The following is a 17,437-nucleotide window of genomic DNA, read 5'->3' as shown; positions in this document are numbered from 1 at the left end:
CAAGATGCAGATTTATCATGGCGCGAAATAAACTCTGTTATATTTCTAATTTTAAGGGTAAAATCACGGTGAAAGTTGAACCAACCCCTAACTGAGAAAACAGGTGAATTTGACCTTGCAGTAACTGCACTAAGCGAGAAACGATCGCCAAACCTAACCCTGTACTATCAGGAAGGTAAGATTTATTAGTACTCACGCGAAAGTAGGGTTCAAATATCTGGGTTTGGTTTTCTGGTGCAATCCCGATTCCAGTATCAGAAACTGCGATCGCAAGGTAAGCTTTATTATCCGACAGTTTTTCTGGAAATGTTGTCTTGTTCTCTCCAAGCACAGGGAAAGAATTTTCTAAAAGAACATTTCTTGGCAAAATAGGCATGATCGCCTTTGTATCACTATCCAGCAAGTGACACACTATACTAATACTTCCCTTTTCTGTATAGCGAATAGCATTACTAACAAGGTTTGTAAGAATCTGTTGCAATAAAAACGAATCTGTGAATATCTCTTCAGGAGCGCGATCGCAATCCACCATGATTTGTAAATTTTTACCAATAGCTAAAGGTGCTAACATTTCCCGAACACTATTGATTATTTCAGGTACATTGGTGGGTGCTAGTTGGAACTTTATTTGTCCTGCATTATACCGCGAGAGTTCTAGTACATTATTGATCAGGTGAAGTAATTGTCTGCCATTGCGTAACACACGCTCAATATGTTCTAGATTGGCATAGTTATCTTTTGTCTCAGTCTTTCGTCGTTCTTGGCGTAAAAACAGATCCGAGTAACCAATAATGGAAGTTAGAGGATGTTTTAATTCGTGGGCTAGTTGCGAAACATACTCTTGATTAGCGTTAATTAAACGAGTAAGTTCTTCATTATGAAGCGTTAATGATTCATGTAGATACTGTAGTTCTCGTAAGCGCTCTTCAACATAACTCTTAAAACACCGAGTAATCGCTTCGTCTACAATAGCGTCAATCAAACGCATAGAACGGATTATTTCTAACGGTGTTCCTACGAGTAAGTCTGCTTGAATGGTGTCAAAAATTACCATTCTTAGCAAGTGATATTCTCTGGCAATTTCTGCTGGATCATAGCCTTGTTCGGCTCTAATAGCCCCGTGCTGAAAACTGGCAGTAACTATCGACTGAATATCATTATCCTGCGATTTTGAAAGCACTGTCACCATTGCTTTCAAAACATCAGGGATATGATTTCGGATTGCTGAGTATGATAGATCATCTGCACTCTCGATTCGTCTATCTAGGCGAACTGCTGCAATCCATTTATTAAGGATAGTATCCGTTTTTTCAGCCAGTGTTTGACTAAAATCCATTATCTTAAATTCAGCAATGAGATAGATGAGTAAACTCCATATGCAATTAGTTTAACCAGCGTTGGGAGTTTTTACCAAAATAAATGATATGTATCACCTACCAAAAGAAATAGATATTACTTATTCTTCATTTTAGATACATTAATTAACCGTAACACGGAAAAACCTTGTATAATATTTGTCTGATATCGAGCCTAAAAAACAAGCAAGTAACAGTTTTGACGCTTAACTTAAGTGGATTGTTTAGCTTGCTGTGTAGCGAGTTCAGTAATAACCGAAACAAAATACAAACTTAGTTATTCCTGAAATCTAAAGAGAATATTAAGAATGTGGTGTTTAAAATTATCAGAAGACAGATGTTTTTACTGAGTAATAATGTTATAGTCCATATAATTAATCCATTTTGAGTAAGTCAGCCTAATCCAGCAAATAACATTGCAGAACAGCTGGAGCGGAGGAACCACATCGTGGGGCGTATCTCATAGAAAGTTGATAGTGTAATAGAGTTGTTAGTAACTCATTGCTCTTGACTTTCTTGAGAGGGGCATCTCTCAGCCCTAGCCCGTCAGCTAACTTCGTAGGCATTGAGAGGAGACTGAAGAGAAAGCATTATTTATGATGTTGTGATCTCATCGGTGTCCAAGGCTGGTACTGCTCGGATTTTTTGTACCTGCACTGAACTCTGTTGAGGTGGGAAATGATATTTCAACTAAATCTAGCTGCAATTGTTGCGGTAGCTGGACAAGCTGCTTGGCAAAAAACAAAACCTGCGATCGCCAGAGATGTCGTCTTACTACCCATATTAGGTTTCTTGGGAATAATCGTGTTGTGGTGGATTGTGGCACTTGCTAACCATGAATTAATGCCCACGCCACCAGAGGCGCTAATCGCTAATTTAGACTACATTTTAAATCCCTTCTACGAAAGAGGCCCAGGGAACTTAGGAATTGGTTGGTTGCTGATTGCCAGTCTACGGCGGGTGTTGCTGGGTTTTCTATTAGGTGCAGTAGTAGCGATTCCTTTGGGATTTTTAATTGGGATGTCCAAACCGGCAATGCTGGCGCTCAATCCCATTATTCAAATTTTTAAACCAGTATCGCCCTTAGCTTGGCTACCTATTGCCTTAGCAATTTTCAATTTGGCAGATCCTTCAGCTATCTTTGTAATTTTTATTACCTCCTTATGGCCGACAATTATTAACACTGCCTTGGGAGTTTCTAGCGTTCCTAAAGATTATTTAGATGTAGCACGAGTACTAGAAATGCCTCGTTGGAGACGGATAACAAAAATTATTTGGCCTGCTAGCTTGCCCTATATTTTTACAGGTTTACGAATCAGTTTAGGGATTGCGTGGCTAGTAATTGTTGCCGTAGAAATGCTTACAGGCGGGATTGGTATAGGCTTTTTTGTTTGGGATGAATGGAGTCGCTTAAACTTAAGTTCAGTTTTCCTAGCTGTGTTAGTAATTGGCTTAACGGGGCTAATCCTGGATTTCGCCGTCAGCAAAATTCAAGAATTAGTTACTCACCGCCCGACAACTTCTAACTAACAAAATTTTGGCTAATGCCGCAACTGCTAAGACGTAATAAAACTTTGCTACCCCAGTTGCTTCTCCTGTCGGAGACCAAGGCGAACAAGTCGGGAAACCCGCCCACGGCGATGTCTCCCCAACGCACTGGCTCGCCTTTGCACCTTTGCGTGAGCAATTAATCACCGTTGGAGCTACAGAAATGGGTGATATTAATCAGAATACCTGGAATCGACGAGACTTTATTAAAGGAATAGGAGCAACAACAGCAGGAATAGCACTATCTTCGTGTGCAGTTTCAGGCGATCGCTCAGCTAAAGGGCTGACTGAAGAAGCTTTAGCTGTTGAACCAGTAGTGAAACCTGGAGACTTAGAGAAATCTGATATTACCGTTGGTTATGTTCCTGTTAATGACTGTGCGCCATTTGCGATCGCTTGGAAAAAAGGCTTCTTCCGCAAATATGGTTTAAACGTCAAACTCAACCGGGAAGCAAGTTGGGCAACCTCCCGCGACGGCTTAATTTTTGGTCGCCTGGATGCTTCACCCGTGGTATCTGGTGCTGTTACCAACGCCAGAATTGGCGCTGAAGGCGCACGTCATGCCCCCTTGTGTGCAGCCATGACTATTCACCGCCACGGTAACGCCATGACGATGGACAAAGCCATGTGGGATTTCGGGCTGCGTCCGTGGTACGAGTACAAACAACAATATGGCGATGGTGCGCTAGAAGCCTTTGGCAAAGATTTTCGCGGTTACTTTGACAAACAGCCTCCAGAAGGCAAAGTCTGGGCAGTAGTACTAAGTTCTGCGATTTATGAATATTTTGTCCGCTACTTATCCGCTGCCGCAGGTGTTGATCCCCTCAAGGAATTTCGGATCATCATTGTTCCACCTCCTCAGATGGTGACAAATGTGCGGATTGGCGCTATGCAAGCTTACATGGTGGCAGAACCCTGGAACACAAGAGCAATTACAGGTAACGAAGGTGTCGGCTTTACCTTTGCACAAGGCAAAGAAATCTGGCTAGGGCATCCAGATCGACTTTTGGGAGTGATGGAATCTTTCATCGAAAAGTATCCCAAAACCTACCGTTCTCTGGTCAAGGCAATGATTGAAGCCTGCCAGTATTGCAGCAAACCAGAAAATCACCAAGAAGTGGCTGAATTGATTACAGACCGATCCTTTACAGGTGCAAGGCCTAAAAAGAAGGATGCCCTAATTACGAAGTTGACAGGGCCGGGAATTATCGGCAATTACAACTATGGTGGGTTCGATGGCAAAGACCGCACCATTAAAGCCGCTGACACCACAATTTTCTTTGATATACCTGACAACCTTCCTAAACAGCCAGGAGAACATTCAACATTTTTGTGGAGATCCCGAAGTATCTGGTTGATGACACAAGCAGCTAGATGGGGGCAAATTAAGGAATTCCCCAAAAATGCTAATAAATTAGCTGAACAAGGCTGGAGAACTGATTTATATCGTGAGATAGCAACTGAAATGGGTATTCAGTGTCCCAAGGATGATTACAAAGTGGAACCTCCAGGAGTATTTATAGATAATAAAGGCTTTGATCCTAGTGATCCAGCGGGATATTTAAATAGTTTTGCTATTAGGGCTAACGCTCCTACTCGTTTTTTCATGTCTTAAATTCGCGAATTTACATGACTAATGACTAAATTATTTTCGGAGCCTTTTATGATGGAATATACCACATCACCTATCAATACTCAGGGTGAAGTTACACCCCGCACTGGATTTCTAGAAATTGAAAATTTAGTCAAGTCTTATCCAACACCTGGGAAAGACAATTTTGTCGTTTTAAATGGTGTGAATCTTACGATACGTGAAGATGAATTTGTTTCTGTAATTGGTCACTCAGGCTGTGGTAAATCAACCCTACTAAAGATTATTGCTGGTTTAGAAAAAGCTACTTCTGGCTCAGTACGGCTAGATGGAAAAGAAATTCGTAAACCAGGCGCAGAAAGAATGATGGTGTTTCAGAACTATTCATTACTGCCTTGGTTAACTGTGCGAGAAAATATCCGATTAGCTGTAGACGAAGTGCTAAAAAATGCTAATCGTGCTGACAAAATTAGCATTGTTAACGAACACTTGGCAATGGTAAACTTAACGGCGGCGGCTGATAAGTATCCTGATGAACTTTCTGGAGGTATGAAACAGCGGGTGGGGATTGCTAGAGCCTTAGCAATTCGCCCAAAAATGTTGTTGATGGATGAACCTTTTGGGGCTTTAGATGCACTAACTCGGAGCAAATTGCAGCGGCAAGTATTAGATATTTGGGAAAACAAACGCCAAGCAGTAATGATGATTACCCATGATGTAGATGAGGCAATTTATATGTCAGATCGCATCGTATTGATGACAAATGGCCCAGCTGCTACCATAGGAGAGATATTAGAAGTTCCTTTTGAGCATCCACGCGTTAACCCTCGCTCAGCGTCTCCTTCAGAAGATCCTCGCGTTGCCATGCGAAACTCAAAAGAATATTTTGAACTCCGTAACCACGCTCTCAATTTTCTGGATCGATATTTTACTCAAGACGAATGAGCTAGATTATGATTTTTTTAGTGGGTAGCCTAATTCAAATTTATGAAAGCAGGATTTGAAGCGGAGGAACCATAACGTGGGGCGTATCTTAATATAGAGTGGCAATTTAAGAGTAAAAAGTGAAAAGGTATTAATCTTTAGCTCAGAACTCGATACTTACAACTCTTGAGAGAGAGACACCTTCCAGTCTTAGCCCGTCAGCTAACTCCGTAGGCAATGGAAGGAACCCCCAAAACTTTGGCTGTAATACCAGTTGTTATTGGGGTTCCTTAACCGAATTTTAATTAGGTTTTAGTCATTAGTTATTACTCATTAGTTAAGAATAATGGGGGAATGACAAAGAGAGAAGTATGAACTAAGGCTTCTTTAGATCAGAACTTCAAAGACAAAATCTAAAATCGGTTGCCCTGCTTCTCGTTAGTAATTCATTTCAATGGAGAGAAGTAAAGCTGTGAAAATTAAGCCAATGTTAGCACGCCTACAAAGCGCGATCGGTCGAGACGACTTAGTTGAGCAAATGGTGTTGCTGCCAGAACCAAAAAAACCTTTTGCTAAAAAAGCTTCAAATGCAAATTCAGTCAATTTAATTGTTGCTTATGACGCTTCTCCTAACAGTCATGCAGCTTTAGATATTGCCTTCTGGATTGCTCACCAAACACGTTTAGCTACTAACGCGCAAGTCACAGTTCAAGCCGTTTACATAGTAGAAGATAATCAAAGCAGTCAGTATCCAAATATCTTGACTTTTCCAGTCCACGAACGTCCATTAGAGTGTCAAGTTAGCGGAGTCTCACAGTCTCTCACACTAGTATTAACTCAACCACAACTCGAAACATCGGTAACTCCTCTCAAGCAAGCAGACACAATTCTTTGGCAAGCACGAAGTTTGGCTGAAGAATGGCAGGGTTCATTCAAATCCCATCTCAGGTTTGGTTCGATTAGTACAGAACTTAAGAAAGTTGTTGCATTAGAAGCAGCCGATATACTATTTTTAGGCTGTAAATCTGTAAATCACCCTATGATTGAAGCATTAGGTTCTAATTTTCCATGTGCTGTCTTGGGTATTCCTAGTTGTATTGATGAGTAAACACTGCTGAGAATTTCTGTAATTTTCATCATATAAGCACAATATAAGCACAAAAAAGCCTCCTATATTTTAGGAGGCTTTTTCGCTACTATAGTAGTTTTTGTTTGTATGCAGTATAGAGCTTTTTTATAAAGCAACGTCAAATCTTAGCTTTTGTTCAACGCGAAGATACGCAGAGCATTTTAAAGGTAATCCGGCTATGTCCTAAAATAGTTAATTAGAGGAATTAGGAATTATTAGTCTTGAATTAACAGTTAATTTTTAACTACTAACTCCTAACTCTTAACTCCTAACTCCTAACTTATGGCTAATATCCAATTAGCTTTAGTACGTCGCGTAGGACACTATAACCAGCTAAATCCCAAAGTAGATAGGCAAGAAAGCCAATCATTGCAAATCGACCATTCCAGATTTCGGCTTGAGGAGTCCAGCCGAAGAGGAAGTCATTGCGATCTACGCCATTGTATTCTGATGCAACAGGTGGTGGATTAGTAGATGGACGAGTTTCCATTGTTTTTTCCTCTTAAATTTGGTAACCTTTCAGTCTTTAATAGACAAGTTTTGAAAGGGGTGTAGGGAAAAGACATTTTCAACCCCTGACAATGACATTGAAAATTATTTAAATTTTGCAAGAAGTCTAGTTTCTAGTAGCCAACTAGCCTCAGTACGTCACGAACAACGCTATAACCAGCTAAATCCCAAAGTAGATAGGCAAGAAAGCCAATCATTGCAAATCGTCCATTCCAAATTTCGGCTTGAGGAGTCCAGCCAAAAAGAAATGCATTACGGTCTACACCATTGTATTCTGGTGCAATTGGTGGGATATCTATAGACGAACGAGTTTCACGATTTACCATTGTTTTTTCCTCCTAAATTAAACTCTTTTATGTTTAATCTTTTAGTATCCAACTATATGTAAAACGTCACGAACAACGCTGTAGCCGCCTAAATCCCAAAGTAAATAGGCAAGAAAGCCAATCATGGCAAAACGACCATTCCAGATTTCGGCTTGAGGAGTCCAGCCAAAAAGAAATTCATTGCGATCGCGACCATTGTAAGTTACAGCAACTGGTGGTGGATTTGTAGACGGACGAGTTTCACGAGTTTCCATTTTTTTGTCCTAAATAATTTATTTGTTTGCTTTAACTTTAATGTAGCTGTCTATTACTAAGCTGCTTTCCGCCTAGAGGCACAAACCATAGGCACTTCTTGGGGACGATTATCAGAAATATATTGGTGTAGGCAAATCCACCTTCAGGGGGTGATAAAAAATAGAATTGTAAATAAATGTAAACTAGCCCAAACTCAACTATAATTTAAACAAAATAAATTACTCTAAATTAAGTAATTAAAAATTAAAAACTGACAGCATTGAAGCAGTGAGTTATTTTACTTTGTAATAGTGCTGGGAATTTAATCAAGATCAAGATATTTAACAGCAGATAACAAAAGTTCTATCTTCCGCTGGATACAGTTTTCAAACTTTGGAGAGATGCTTTAAAAGCCCAAATTCCAGGATTCTGAAAGCTACATGAGTTAGGTATTGCCATAGATACAGACTAAATACTAAAACTTGCTTCTCACGAAATCCTTAATCCCCCAAATTTAATCTTAGAAGAAGGAAATACAATGTTCCAAAGTACGGAAATCATGTTGGGACTCTACAAGCCATTATTATGGCTAGCGCAGGCTACTACAGTAGATCCCACAAGCATTACACCAACACAAGCATCAGGTCTTGTTTCAGGGCCACGCTTTTTTGTTGCTTTAATCTCTGGTGTGATCCTAGCTTTTGCTTTCCAATTAGTTTTAACCAATCTCTCCCTTGCAGCTGGTATTTCCTACCTGGGGCGTCCGTCTGACTCGGATTCTGATGGGGAGGTCGGAAGTTTGGGCGGTACGATTCGCAAAATTGGTACGGCTGTGGGGATTTGGACATTAGTTACTGTAACGATCGCCCTGTTAATCGCCAGCTTCTTGGCAGTAAAATTGAGTCTTGTGATTTTAGACCCAACCCTGGGAGCAATTCTCGGATTGGTGATTTGGGGTGCATACTTCTTGTTACTGTTCTTGATCAGTTCCACAACTGTGGGTTCCTTAATTGGCTCAGTTGTTAACACAGCAACTTCCGGTTTTCAGGCGATTCTGGGGACTGCTACTGCTGCACTGGGAGCAAAGGCTGTCAACGACCAAGTTGTCGCAACAGCTGAAGCCGCCGCCGCCGCTGTGCGTCGAGAATTAGGGAGTGCCATCGACCCGACAAGTATCCGAGAAAATATTGAAGATTACTTAGAGAGGCTACGTCCGGCAGAGCTAGATTTATCAAAGATTCGCGGTGACTTTGAAAATTTACTCAACGACCCGCAATTGAAAGCGATCGCAGGTTCTCCAGACCTCCGCAACATCGACCGCCAGAAGTTTATTGAATTAGTCAGCAGTCGCACTGACCTTTCTAAGCGAGACGTTAGCCGGATCGCTGATACTTTGTATAAAGTTTGGCAGCAGGTGGTGAGTCAGCAACAACCTGGTCAAGACCGTTTGGGTGAATTAGTTGACTATCTCAAATCGCTTCCACCCGGACAAAGCAAGACAGATGAACTCAACGCCAAGCTGGAACGGTTAATAGCCGAAACACAAGGCTCCAAACAAGCCGACCAAAAGTCTACCCCAGGCCCAATTCAGCAGTCAATCCAGCAAGGAATATCCGCCCTAACTGGTATAGCGTTAGGACGGACTGATTTGTCAGATTTGGATGTGGAAAAGATATTGCGATCGCTCACCACCGCCAAAGACAAAGTTACGCAACAAGCTGATAAGCTAGGCTTACCCACGGCATCACAACCCTATAGTCCAATTCGGGCTGACATAGAAAACTACCTGTCCAACACTTATGCTTGGCAACTCAGCCAAGAAAGAATTGCTCAGGAATTTCGTGATGTTATTTACGACCCAGCAGCTGATCCTGGCACAGTTCGCAGGGAACTAGAGCGGCTTTCTCGCAATGATTTTGTCAACATCTTGCAACAACGGGGATTGCTTACCCAAGCCCAAATTCAGCGTATTGCAGATCAGCTAGAAGCTGTGCGCCAATCAGTGTTAGTGACAGTCACTGCTGAGGAAGAAAGAGAGATAGTACAAGACTTGCAACGTCGAGTAGAAAGTTATCTCCTCGTTACCCCAAAAGCAGAGTTAGCAGCTGAAGGAATTGAGCAGAACTTCAGACCACTCCTGGTAGACCAAGAGGCAGATTATGAAACCCTATCGCGGCGACTAGCACTAGTTAACCGCCAAGAACTGCGGGAGATACTAGTACAGCGCAATGATATACAGCCAGGAGAAGTAGACAGTATTCTGGACGAGTTAGAAAAACAGCGCGATCGCGTTTTAATCGAATCCAAAGGACTGGCAGAACAGGCACAATATCAAGCAGAAACTCTGTGGTTGAATGTAGAATCATATCTGCGTAACACCGGAAAAGATGAATTAAATCCTGATGCCATCCGCGCCGACCTCAAAAGGCTGTTGGAAGATCCCCAAGCTGGAGTTTCGGCAATTCGGGCGCGGTTGTCGCGCTTTGACCGTGATACCTTAGTGCAACTGTTAAGCCAGCGGCAAGATTTGAGCGAAGACCAAGTTCATCAAATCATCAATTCTGTAGAACAGTCGTGGCATGGTGTCCGCCACGCACCTCAAGCTGTAGTAGATAAAGCTAAGGAGCAATACGACTCTGTAACCACCACACTTGCAGATTATTTGCGAAACACTGGCAAATCAGAACTTAATCCTGAAGGTATTCAACGGGACTTTAGCAGACTGTTTGAAAACCCCAAAGAAGGAGCCGTAGCATTGCGTCGGCGGTTGTCGCAATTAGACCGCGATACCTTAGTCAAGTTGCTGAGTCAACGTCAAGACTTGAGTGAAGAACAAGTCAATGAAGTTATTGATTCCGTGCAAACTTCGATTCGCAATGTTGTGCGTGCGCCACGCCGTTTAGCTAGCCGGACACAGCAACAAGTACAAGATTTCAAAGCTTATCTGGAAGAGTATTTGCGGCAAACTGGCAAAGAAGAACTCAACCCAGAGGGTATCAAACGCGATTTGCAATTATTGTTGCACGATCCACGAGTTGGAGTGGAAAGTTTTAGCGATCGCCTAGCTCATTTTGACCGTTCGACAATTATTGCGCTGTTGAAAATTCGCGAAGATATTTCTGATGAAGAAGCAGCAAGAATCGCGGATAATATCGTATCAGTGCGGGATCAGTTTGTCGAACAGGTACGAAACATCCAACGGCGCATTCAAGATACCATTGAGGGAGTTTTTGCCCGCATCCGCCACTATCTCAACTCCTTGGATCGTCCAGAACTCAATTATGATGGGGTGAAGCGGGATGTTCGCACCTTATTTGAAGATCCACAGGCAGGATTTGATGCCTTACGCGATCGCTTATCTTCTTTCAACCGCGATACTCTAGTGGCAATTATGAGTTCTCGCGAAGATATCTCTGAAGAAGATGCCAATCGCGTCATCGACCAAATTGAACGCGCACGCAACACAGTATTGCAACGTGCAGAACGCCTACAGCATGAAGCACAACGCCGCCTAGAAGAAGTGAAGCATCAAGCACAGCGGCAAGCGGAAGAAACCCGCAAAGCCGCAGCTTCAGCAGCTTGGTGGTTGTTTGCTACAGCATTCGTTTCAGCTATTTTCTCTGCATTAGGAGGAGCGCTTGCTGTAGTTCGCGTCGTGTAGGTTAACAAGTTGTCTCCGCTAACTTTTTCTAGCCTCCCACGATGGGAGGCTTTTTTATTAGGACTTAGGCATTAACAAAGTAAACAAGCATTGCGAGTGTAGGTAGTTCACAAGTTTCACCTCAGCATTTTGGAGGGACACGTAATAACCCTGTTCTGTCACTTCCGGAAAACAATAATCATAGCGAAACGCTGGAACTTTTATCTAATCAAGCTTTGAGCTTTTCTTTTCTAATAGAAACTAAAATTTGTAGCCAAAAAACCAAAAGTAAAGCTCCGAAAGGCTTTCAGGCACTGGTTTCTCCCAAAGTGACACAACAGGGATAAGCTGGTGTCAAGAGAACAGATATAGTTTCAACCTCTATAGTGATTACAACGACTCTGCGTATATTTAGCTTTTGATACTAGCTATCGCTCGCTTAATCCTCACAATTTTCTAGATAAAAAATCTCCAGACGCCTTTACTTGAAAGCATCTGGAGAATTAAACAGGGTTTAGCATATAATTCATTGTTACCGTATTTTTACTGAAACTAACACAAATGCAACTTAGTTTTGTAGGGGATGTTATTGCGTCAGCGTAACGCACCGCCATATTTTCAGTGCGTTAGGGCTAAAGTCCAAACACAACGCTAGTTCCTCATGTCGGGAGAGCCTTGACGCTTCTACTCCTACGGGGAAGCAAGCTACGCTTTGGTCTTTGTTAGTAAATGACTCGCTACGGCTACGCTAACACCACGCGACTGGCTCCCCTATTAGGTTTAAATCAATGAAACTTCTTATAGTTACAGCAGATTTCAAGCTGATGAAGTACATAATATAGGTCATGGTTACTGAGCGTAGTCTAAGTAAAGTTAGGTAGAAAGCCTGTTTTCCTTCTGACTCCTGAATTCTGCTGTAATAAAACCTGAGTTCGGGATAGGGAAAAGGACAGGTAGTAAGCTGAAAATAACATCAAATCCAGATATCCAGCTTGCGGTAGTTAATAGTCCATCCTCTTATATGGTTTCTGGTGATGCTGAGGCGATCGCAATACTCCAAAACCAATTATCCTCTAAAGGTGTTGAATTAAAGCTGTTGCATACATCTCATGCTTTTCATTCTTTGATAATGCAACCAATATTGCAAGAGTCTGTCAAAGCTGTAAGTCAAGTTCAACTTTAACCACATCGGATTCGGTTCAGGTTATGATTTGTTGATGAATTTGGTATAGGCTCTCAGTTAGTTAACTAACTTACCTTTTGAAAAACTTGTAGAAGAATTACAACCAGAGCGAGACTTAAGCCGAAATCCGCTATTTTAGGTTATGTTTGTTCATTCAAAACACGCCTAAATGTATGCAGCAATTTTCTGGTTTAAATATGTAGATCACTATGACGAACAAGTAAAAATTAGAGTTTTTCGAGTAGAACTAGGAGAAATTTCTGTGGTGATCGCAAAACATCCAGATGTGCGAGAATCTGTTGTTATATCCCGTTAACAGCGCTTAATTGCTTATGTAATCACAGACAACCAAAAGGTAATTATATGCTGACGATTGACGCCTTTATTCTGTTTTGATAACAGATAAAAATATAATATATTGTAACTTTAAAAATATTTACACATTACATAGTCTAAAAAAGTAAATAAAGTTTTTATTTAGTTAACTATCTAGTTGCATCATACTTTCAAGTAACTCATTAAAGTCGTAAATAACTTAAACACGTCATAATTATCAATAGGTAAGTAAATATATGCTGGATTATCTTACTCAAAAAGTTAATATGCTCGTATTTAAGCTATGCTATTCAGGTAACAGGTTTTACTAAAAAATATTTTTATGAAAAAATTTCTTTCATGTTGCTTGTTAGGGATTGTGCTAAGTTCAAGTGTTTTAGCACAGCAGCCAACATCTGCTCAAATCCGAATAATTGTTGGAGACGATAACCGATATGAGGGGCGTGAATGGCAGCGTAGACGATATGACCGAGATGAGCGACGTGAATGGCGGCGTAGACAGTATGAGGCACGTGAGCGGCGTGAATGGTTGCGTAGGCGGGAAAACCGAGATGATCGGCGTGAATGGCAACGCAGACGTGAGGATGAACAAAGAGTACGTAGATGGGGTAACTATCGAGATCGCTAGTACTTGACTAAGCCAAAATTGACGACTACGGACGGAGGCGATCGCTATTTCATCAAACTTCTGAGTAGATTAAAGCGATCGCCTTCCTCATATGTAAAAAATCTACTAAAAACCTAGTCTGTACTGCTATTTCTTTCCAATAAATTCTTTTACCACAGCCATAGCATCAGGAGGAATCTGCGTAATTAGAAGCAATGGAAATACTTTGGTTGATGCAAACTGGGCATATTGCGGCGTCAGAAAAATACTATATTTCTCAGCTTCTGGAGTCATCTGTGCAGCAAACGCTAAAGTTATACCTTTAATGAACTTGCGAACATCTGCTGCTTGTTCACCGACAATTTCACCACCACTAAAAGGTGTATTTGGTCGCCCGGCTTGATTTAAGTTGGTACTGGAGTCTCTAACACTTAGATGAGTACTGCCTATTACACCCGCTAGCCATTTTGGTGACGGGATTTTCTCAAACGCGACAATCTGTTCAGTTAAAGCTGGGGTAGTTTTATCTGCCGAACTTGCCAACAATAAAGTAGGTACTCGCACTTTAGTTAAACCAGTTTCGCCAAACATCAGAGAAGTTGTAGGACTAAGAGCGATCGCCCGTTTGATTCTGGCGTCTCCTAGTTGATAATTATTTTCTGGTAGTCCTTGGGCAACACACTGGATAGCTTCTCCCAAACTCAATACAGTCAAGTTATCCTTGCAACGTTTTTTGAGGGTTTCCAGTTGTAACTCACCTCCAGCAGCTGTTAAAGCTGTACCACCGCCAAAAGAATAGCCAAGTACCAAAACGTTATTAGTTGCAAGTTTTCCTTGAAGTGGGTTGTTAGCTGTTTGATTGAGCTTTGCGAGTTCATCCAGGACAAAACTAATATCTTTAGGACGATCCAAAAACTCCTGAGACTTCAATAGTCCTGTTTTACCTTCTATTGCTGAGCTAATATTTACCCCATTGCTCCCAGGATGTTCTAAAGCGGCGAACACATAACCGTGAGATGCCAAATGTTCTGCCAAATAGCGCAAGTCTGTGCGGACTGATCCAAAACCATGAGTATAGATAATTACAGGTTTGTTGAGAGTTGCAGCTGTTGACCAGTAAACATCAACAGGAATTTTGCGCTGGCGCTTTTGGTCATTTAAATTCAAGTTTAGTACTTGTACTTGAGCGCTTCCAGGTAGGGTAGGGTCAAAGGGGAAAGAAACCTCTGATTGGGTAGCGTTGAGTCGGGAAGCAATCGCCAGCATAAACTGTTGGGTGCGCCAAAAACCTATATTCAAACTCCTTGCAACTCTCAGTGCTTGTGGCAAATTAATTTCTAGGCGTTGGCTAGGATAAGCGGCGATGAAACTCAATACAGAAAGACCTTTTGGAGCAACAGAGCCTAATACCAATCCGGCTCTGAGTGCTTGAACTCCAGCTTTATCTTTTCGGACTAATGCCGTAGCAAAGTCGTTGAGAATCGTAGTCGCAATTTGGGTATTAAGTAATCTATTAATACTGACAACATTGAGCGGTAGCCCCATTCTCAAGGCTCCCAAAATGTAGTTGCGTTGTTGCTTTGAGAATCTTTTGGTATAAGGCTTCAAACTCCCAGGAAATTCACCAGTTTCCGCAGCTTTTTGCAACTCGGCAAGGGAGACGGATTCTGTTGCTATACCATAACGTACTACAACTGTGTCAGCTGCGATCGCAGAAGTATTTGCTCCAAAAAACTGTGTCAAAGCAGTCGCGCAAAGCAAACCTGCAAGTATCTTGAAACCTCTCCAGCTTCTTCCCATGAATTTCTTCCAGTGCTACACTTACGGGAATATAGCGGATATTTGTGTATTTGACTACTCTATTGAGAGAAAATAAAGAACTTTCCTTACCAGGGTGGAAGTTGTTCTTATCAGCCAATTATATCTTGAAAATTTGCGTTTTCGCCGCTTTGCAACATTTTAAAAAAGTAAAGATGTGCCGTGGCGCATCTCTTCTAAAGGATTTATTGTAATTATTCACTGAATTGATATTACCAATTATAACTAGGAGCTTTTTGTGTCTACCTTGAGAATTTTGCAACCTGGAGACGAAGTATCGCTAGAAGCCTTCCTTTTACAACATACTGATACTTCTATGTTTTTGCGATCTAATTGGCGAACTGCGGGATTGTTTGACCAAGGCGCAATTTTTCAGGGAACATATATAGCTGCGATGGAAAATGAAACTATCGTGGCAGTCGCAGCTCATTATTGGAATGGAATGGTCACAGTCCAAGCCCCTGTCCATCTCTCAGAAGTGGTGCAAGCAGTTGTTGCACAGTCCGGGCGTGCCATCTCTGGAATTAGTGGCCCAGCAGTACAAGTAGAGGCGACAAAGAGGGCGTTGGGAATTGCCAACCGACCAACTCAAATTGATGAGTCCGAAATATTATTTTCCCTGATACTACGAGACTTGCAAATACCTCCAGCTTTAGCATCAAAAGAGGTACAGTGCCGTTTGCCACATCCAGAAGAGTTGGATTTACTGAGCAAATGGTGCGTTGCCTATAGTATAGAAACTTTGGGACAAATAGAAACTCCTGATTTACAGCCTGCTTGCCATCGTGTAATTGAAGCACGCCACGCTACAGCTACACATTGGATACTGCTAGCAGGTGATACTCCAGTCTCCTACTCTGCCTTTAATGCCAGCCTAACTGACATTGTACAAATTGGTGGAGTTTGGACACCGCCAGAGGTGCGCGGTAAAGGTTATGCCAAAAGTGTAGTAGCAGGCTCTTTGCTAGAAGCGCGATCGCAAGGAGTAGAACGCGCTATCCTATTTACGAATCGAGCAAATAAAGCAGCACAAGCAGCTTACCAGGGAATTGGCTTTAAGCCCACTGGCGAAGAGTATGGCTTGGTGTTATTTACAGATGCTCAAGGATAAAAATATCCTAATCAGCATTCCCTCTTCAAAATGAGTATGGGGGAAAAACATTATCATCCCCTCGTTATGGACTATTGTCCGTAAATGTCAGTTGTTTGTAAGGGCGTACACATCATATACGCCCCAGCCTACATTGAATTCTAGTACTTAGTAGAGCTAGAACTTCTTACTTCCTCAGCAGGATCGCGATAAGCTCTGGGTTCTTCTCGCTTAGGAATCAGACCTGCTAAACCTGCTAAACCTAGCAAACCTAGCCAACCCCAATCAAAACCACGATCTTCCCTGACATCGTTAGTTCCTTGATAGGATGTGGTTCCTGTGTTAGTTTCATTTCCAGTAGTACCAGAGCCTGTGGTGCTTGTACCTGGATTTGTCGTCGTACCAGTGCCTGTAGTGCCTGTACCTGGAGCAGTATTTGTTGTACTACTACCAGATGTATCAGTCCCAAATGAAGAGCTACTGCCTGGATTTGTCGTCGTACCAGTGCCTGTAGTGCCTGTACCTGGAGCGGTATTTGTTGTACTACCACCACCAGATGTATCAGTCCCAAACGAAGAACCGCTACCAGTGCCTGTAGTGCCTGTACCAGATGTATCAGTCCCAAACGAAGAGCCACTACCTGGATTTGTCGTCGTACCAGTACCTGATGTGCCAGTTCCAAACGAAGAACCGCTACCTGGATTTGTCGTCGTACCAGTGCCTGTAGTGCCAGTACCTGATGTGCCAGTCCCAAACGAAGAGCCACTACCTGGATTTGTCGTCGTACCAGTGCCTGTAGTGCCAGTGCCTGTAGTGCCAGTACCTGATGTACCAGTACCTGATGTGCCAGTACCTGATGTACCAGTACCTGATGTACCAGTGCCTGATGTACCAGAACCAGAGCTAGAGCCAGAGCCAGAGCCGCTACTTTGGGCAGAAACAGACATAGATAAGGGTACAGCGGCAAAACTTAGAGCAAAGATACTAGCCAAAACAGATTTCGATAAAGGAGAATATCTCATGATTATGGTTCCTTAGATGTTCTAGATTCCTGTGCTTACCTGATTTTCAAAGACGATACTGCCAAATAAATCTGTTGTTGAATTAAGTAGATTTGATCAAGACAGACTAACAAGCATTTAATCT

Annotated in this window: 14 protein-coding genes, 1 pseudogene and 2 riboswitches; of the genes and pseudogenes, 9 read left to right on the top strand and 6 right to left on the bottom strand. The window is 42.1% G+C overall.

Annotated elements, in window-relative coordinates; all coding sequences use genetic code 11:
- Positions 1–37 precede the first annotated feature (37 nt).
- Positions 38–1,336 carry a HAMP domain-containing sensor histidine kinase gene (locus tag WKK05_RS01375; protein ID WP_341528032.1) on the bottom strand — a complete coding sequence of 433 codons (1,299 nt, stop codon included), beginning with the start codon at positions 1,334–1,336 and terminating at the stop codon, positions 38–40.
- Positions 1,337–1,740: 404 nt separating this feature from the next.
- Positions 1,741–1,935, top strand: a riboswitch (cyclic di-AMP (ydaO/yuaA leader).
- Between the two features lie 98 nt (positions 1,936–2,033).
- On the opposite strand from WKK05_RS01375, the gene ntrB reads away from it, so the two are divergent.
- The 4 genes from ntrB to WKK05_RS01355 all read left to right on the top strand — a co-directional run bounded on the left by ntrB (position 2,034) and on the right by WKK05_RS01355 (position 6,526).
- Positions 2,034–2,885, top strand: a complete 852-nt coding sequence (gene ntrB, locus WKK05_RS01370) for a nitrate ABC transporter permease (protein ID WP_341528031.1) — start codon at positions 2,034–2,036, stop codon at positions 2,883–2,885.
- 181 nt (positions 2,886–3,066) lie between these two features.
- Positions 3,067–4,518 carry an ABC transporter substrate-binding protein gene (locus WKK05_RS01365; protein ID WP_341530992.1) on the top strand — a complete coding sequence of 484 codons (1,452 nt, stop codon included), beginning with the start codon at positions 3,067–3,069 and terminating at the stop codon, positions 4,516–4,518.
- Positions 4,519–4,569: 51 nt separating this feature from the next.
- On the top strand, positions 4,570–5,439 hold the full coding sequence (locus WKK05_RS01360) for an ABC transporter ATP-binding protein (RefSeq protein WP_341530991.1): 870 nt from the start codon (positions 4,570–4,572) through the stop codon (positions 5,437–5,439).
- A 16-nt stretch (positions 5,440–5,455) separates the two neighbouring features.
- Positions 5,456–5,667: riboswitch (cyclic di-AMP (ydaO/yuaA leader) on the top strand.
- 238 nt (positions 5,668–5,905) lie between these two features.
- A complete protein-coding gene (locus WKK05_RS01355; protein ID WP_341530990.1) occupies positions 5,906–6,526 on the top strand; it encodes a universal stress protein in 621 nt (206 codons plus the stop codon).
- Positions 6,527–6,833: 307 nt separating this feature from the next.
- Here WKK05_RS01355 and WKK05_RS01350 read toward each other — a convergent pair whose 3' ends face one another.
- The 3 genes from WKK05_RS01350 to WKK05_RS01340 form a co-directional block, all read right to left on the bottom strand.
- Positions 6,834–7,037, bottom strand: coding sequence for a chlorophyll a/b-binding protein (locus WKK05_RS01350; RefSeq protein WP_341528030.1), 204 nt, complete (start codon positions 7,035–7,037; stop codon positions 6,834–6,836).
- 133 nt (positions 7,038–7,170) lie between these two features.
- A complete protein-coding gene (locus WKK05_RS01345) occupies positions 7,171–7,383 on the bottom strand; it encodes a chlorophyll a/b-binding protein (RefSeq protein WP_341528029.1) in 213 nt (70 codons plus the stop codon).
- A 41-nt stretch (positions 7,384–7,424) separates the two neighbouring features.
- Entirely contained in the window at positions 7,425–7,637 is a 213-nt protein-coding gene (locus tag WKK05_RS01340; protein WP_341528028.1) for a chlorophyll a/b-binding protein, read from the bottom strand.
- 518 nt (positions 7,638–8,155) lie between these two features.
- On the opposite strand from WKK05_RS01340, the gene WKK05_RS01335 reads away from it, so the two are divergent.
- From WKK05_RS01335 to WKK05_RS01320, 4 genes are all read left to right on the top strand, one after another.
- Positions 8,156–11,278, top strand: a complete 3,123-nt coding sequence (locus WKK05_RS01335; protein WP_341528027.1) for an MFS transporter — start codon at positions 8,156–8,158, stop codon at positions 11,276–11,278.
- Between the two features lie 1,000 nt (positions 11,279–12,278).
- Positions 12,279–12,440 carry a hypothetical protein gene (locus WKK05_RS01330; protein ID WP_341528026.1) on the top strand — a complete coding sequence of 54 codons (162 nt, stop codon included), beginning with the start codon at positions 12,279–12,281 and terminating at the stop codon, positions 12,438–12,440.
- Between the two features lie 169 nt (positions 12,441–12,609).
- Positions 12,610–12,756: a hypothetical protein gene (locus tag WKK05_RS01325; RefSeq protein ID WP_341528025.1), complete on the top strand. Its 147-nt coding sequence runs from the start codon at positions 12,610–12,612 to the stop codon at positions 12,754–12,756.
- A gap of 342 nt (positions 12,757–13,098) precedes the next feature.
- Positions 13,099–13,404 carry a hypothetical protein gene (locus WKK05_RS01320; protein WP_341528024.1) on the top strand — a complete coding sequence of 102 codons (306 nt, stop codon included), beginning with the start codon at positions 13,099–13,101 and terminating at the stop codon, positions 13,402–13,404.
- A gap of 126 nt (positions 13,405–13,530) precedes the next feature.
- Here the strand turns inward: WKK05_RS01320 and WKK05_RS01315 are convergent, their stop codons facing one another.
- On the bottom strand, positions 13,531–15,183 hold the full coding sequence (locus WKK05_RS01315; protein ID WP_341528023.1) for an alpha/beta hydrolase: 1,653 nt from the start codon (positions 15,181–15,183) through the stop codon (positions 13,531–13,533).
- A gap of 256 nt (positions 15,184–15,439) precedes the next feature.
- Between WKK05_RS01315 and WKK05_RS01310 the strand changes: the two genes are divergently transcribed.
- Positions 15,440–16,312: a GNAT family N-acetyltransferase gene (locus WKK05_RS01310; RefSeq protein ID WP_341528022.1), complete on the top strand. Its 873-nt coding sequence runs from the start codon at positions 15,440–15,442 to the stop codon at positions 16,310–16,312.
- A gap of 140 nt (positions 16,313–16,452) precedes the next feature.
- On the opposite strand, the pseudogene WKK05_RS01305 reads toward WKK05_RS01310, so the two are convergent.
- Positions 16,453–16,599: pseudogene (locus tag WKK05_RS01305) on the bottom strand (WGxxGxxG family protein); the annotation flags it as partial.
- Positions 16,600–17,437: the final 838 nt, after the last annotated feature.

Origin of the sequence: Nostoc sp. UHCC 0302 (assembly GCF_038096175.1) — a bacterium.
Classification (GTDB): domain Bacteria; phylum Cyanobacteriota; class Cyanobacteriia; order Cyanobacteriales; family Nostocaceae; genus UHCC-0302.
The sequence above is the reverse complement of the archived record's forward strand: the minus strand, read 5'-3'. Positions and strand labels throughout refer to the sequence as shown.

What these genes read in the sequence shown, in the direction of transcription:
- WKK05_RS01375 (WP_341528032.1), bottom strand. Translation starts at nt 1,336, where the DNA reads ATGGATTTTAGTCAAACACTGGCTGAAAAAACGGATACTATCCTTAAT.
- ntrB (WP_341528031.1), top strand. Translation starts at nt 2,034, where the DNA reads ATGATATTTCAACTAAATCTAGCTGCAATTGTTGCGGTAGCTGGACAA.
- WKK05_RS01365 (WP_341530992.1), top strand. Translation starts at nt 3,067, where the DNA reads ATGGGTGATATTAATCAGAATACCTGGAATCGACGAGACTTTATTAAA.
- WKK05_RS01360 (WP_341530991.1), top strand. Translation starts at nt 4,570, where the DNA reads ATGGAATATACCACATCACCTATCAATACTCAGGGTGAAGTTACACCC.
- WKK05_RS01355 (WP_341530990.1), top strand. Translation starts at nt 5,906, where the DNA reads ATGTTAGCACGCCTACAAAGCGCGATCGGTCGAGACGACTTAGTTGAG.
- WKK05_RS01350 (WP_341528030.1), bottom strand. Translation starts at nt 7,037, where the DNA reads ATGGAAACTCGTCCATCTACTAATCCACCACCTGTTGCATCAGAATAC.
- WKK05_RS01345 (WP_341528029.1), bottom strand. Translation starts at nt 7,383, where the DNA reads ATGGTAAATCGTGAAACTCGTTCGTCTATAGATATCCCACCAATTGCA.
- WKK05_RS01340 (WP_341528028.1), bottom strand. Translation starts at nt 7,637, where the DNA reads ATGGAAACTCGTGAAACTCGTCCGTCTACAAATCCACCACCAGTTGCT.
- WKK05_RS01335 (WP_341528027.1), top strand. Translation starts at nt 8,156, where the DNA reads ATGTTCCAAAGTACGGAAATCATGTTGGGACTCTACAAGCCATTATTA.
- WKK05_RS01330 (WP_341528026.1), top strand. Translation starts at nt 12,279, where the DNA reads ATGGTTTCTGGTGATGCTGAGGCGATCGCAATACTCCAAAACCAATTA.
- WKK05_RS01325 (WP_341528025.1), top strand. Translation starts at nt 12,610, where the DNA reads ATGTATGCAGCAATTTTCTGGTTTAAATATGTAGATCACTATGACGAA.
- WKK05_RS01320 (WP_341528024.1), top strand. Translation starts at nt 13,099, where the DNA reads ATGAAAAAATTTCTTTCATGTTGCTTGTTAGGGATTGTGCTAAGTTCA.
- WKK05_RS01315 (WP_341528023.1), bottom strand. Translation starts at nt 15,183, where the DNA reads ATGGGAAGAAGCTGGAGAGGTTTCAAGATACTTGCAGGTTTGCTTTGC.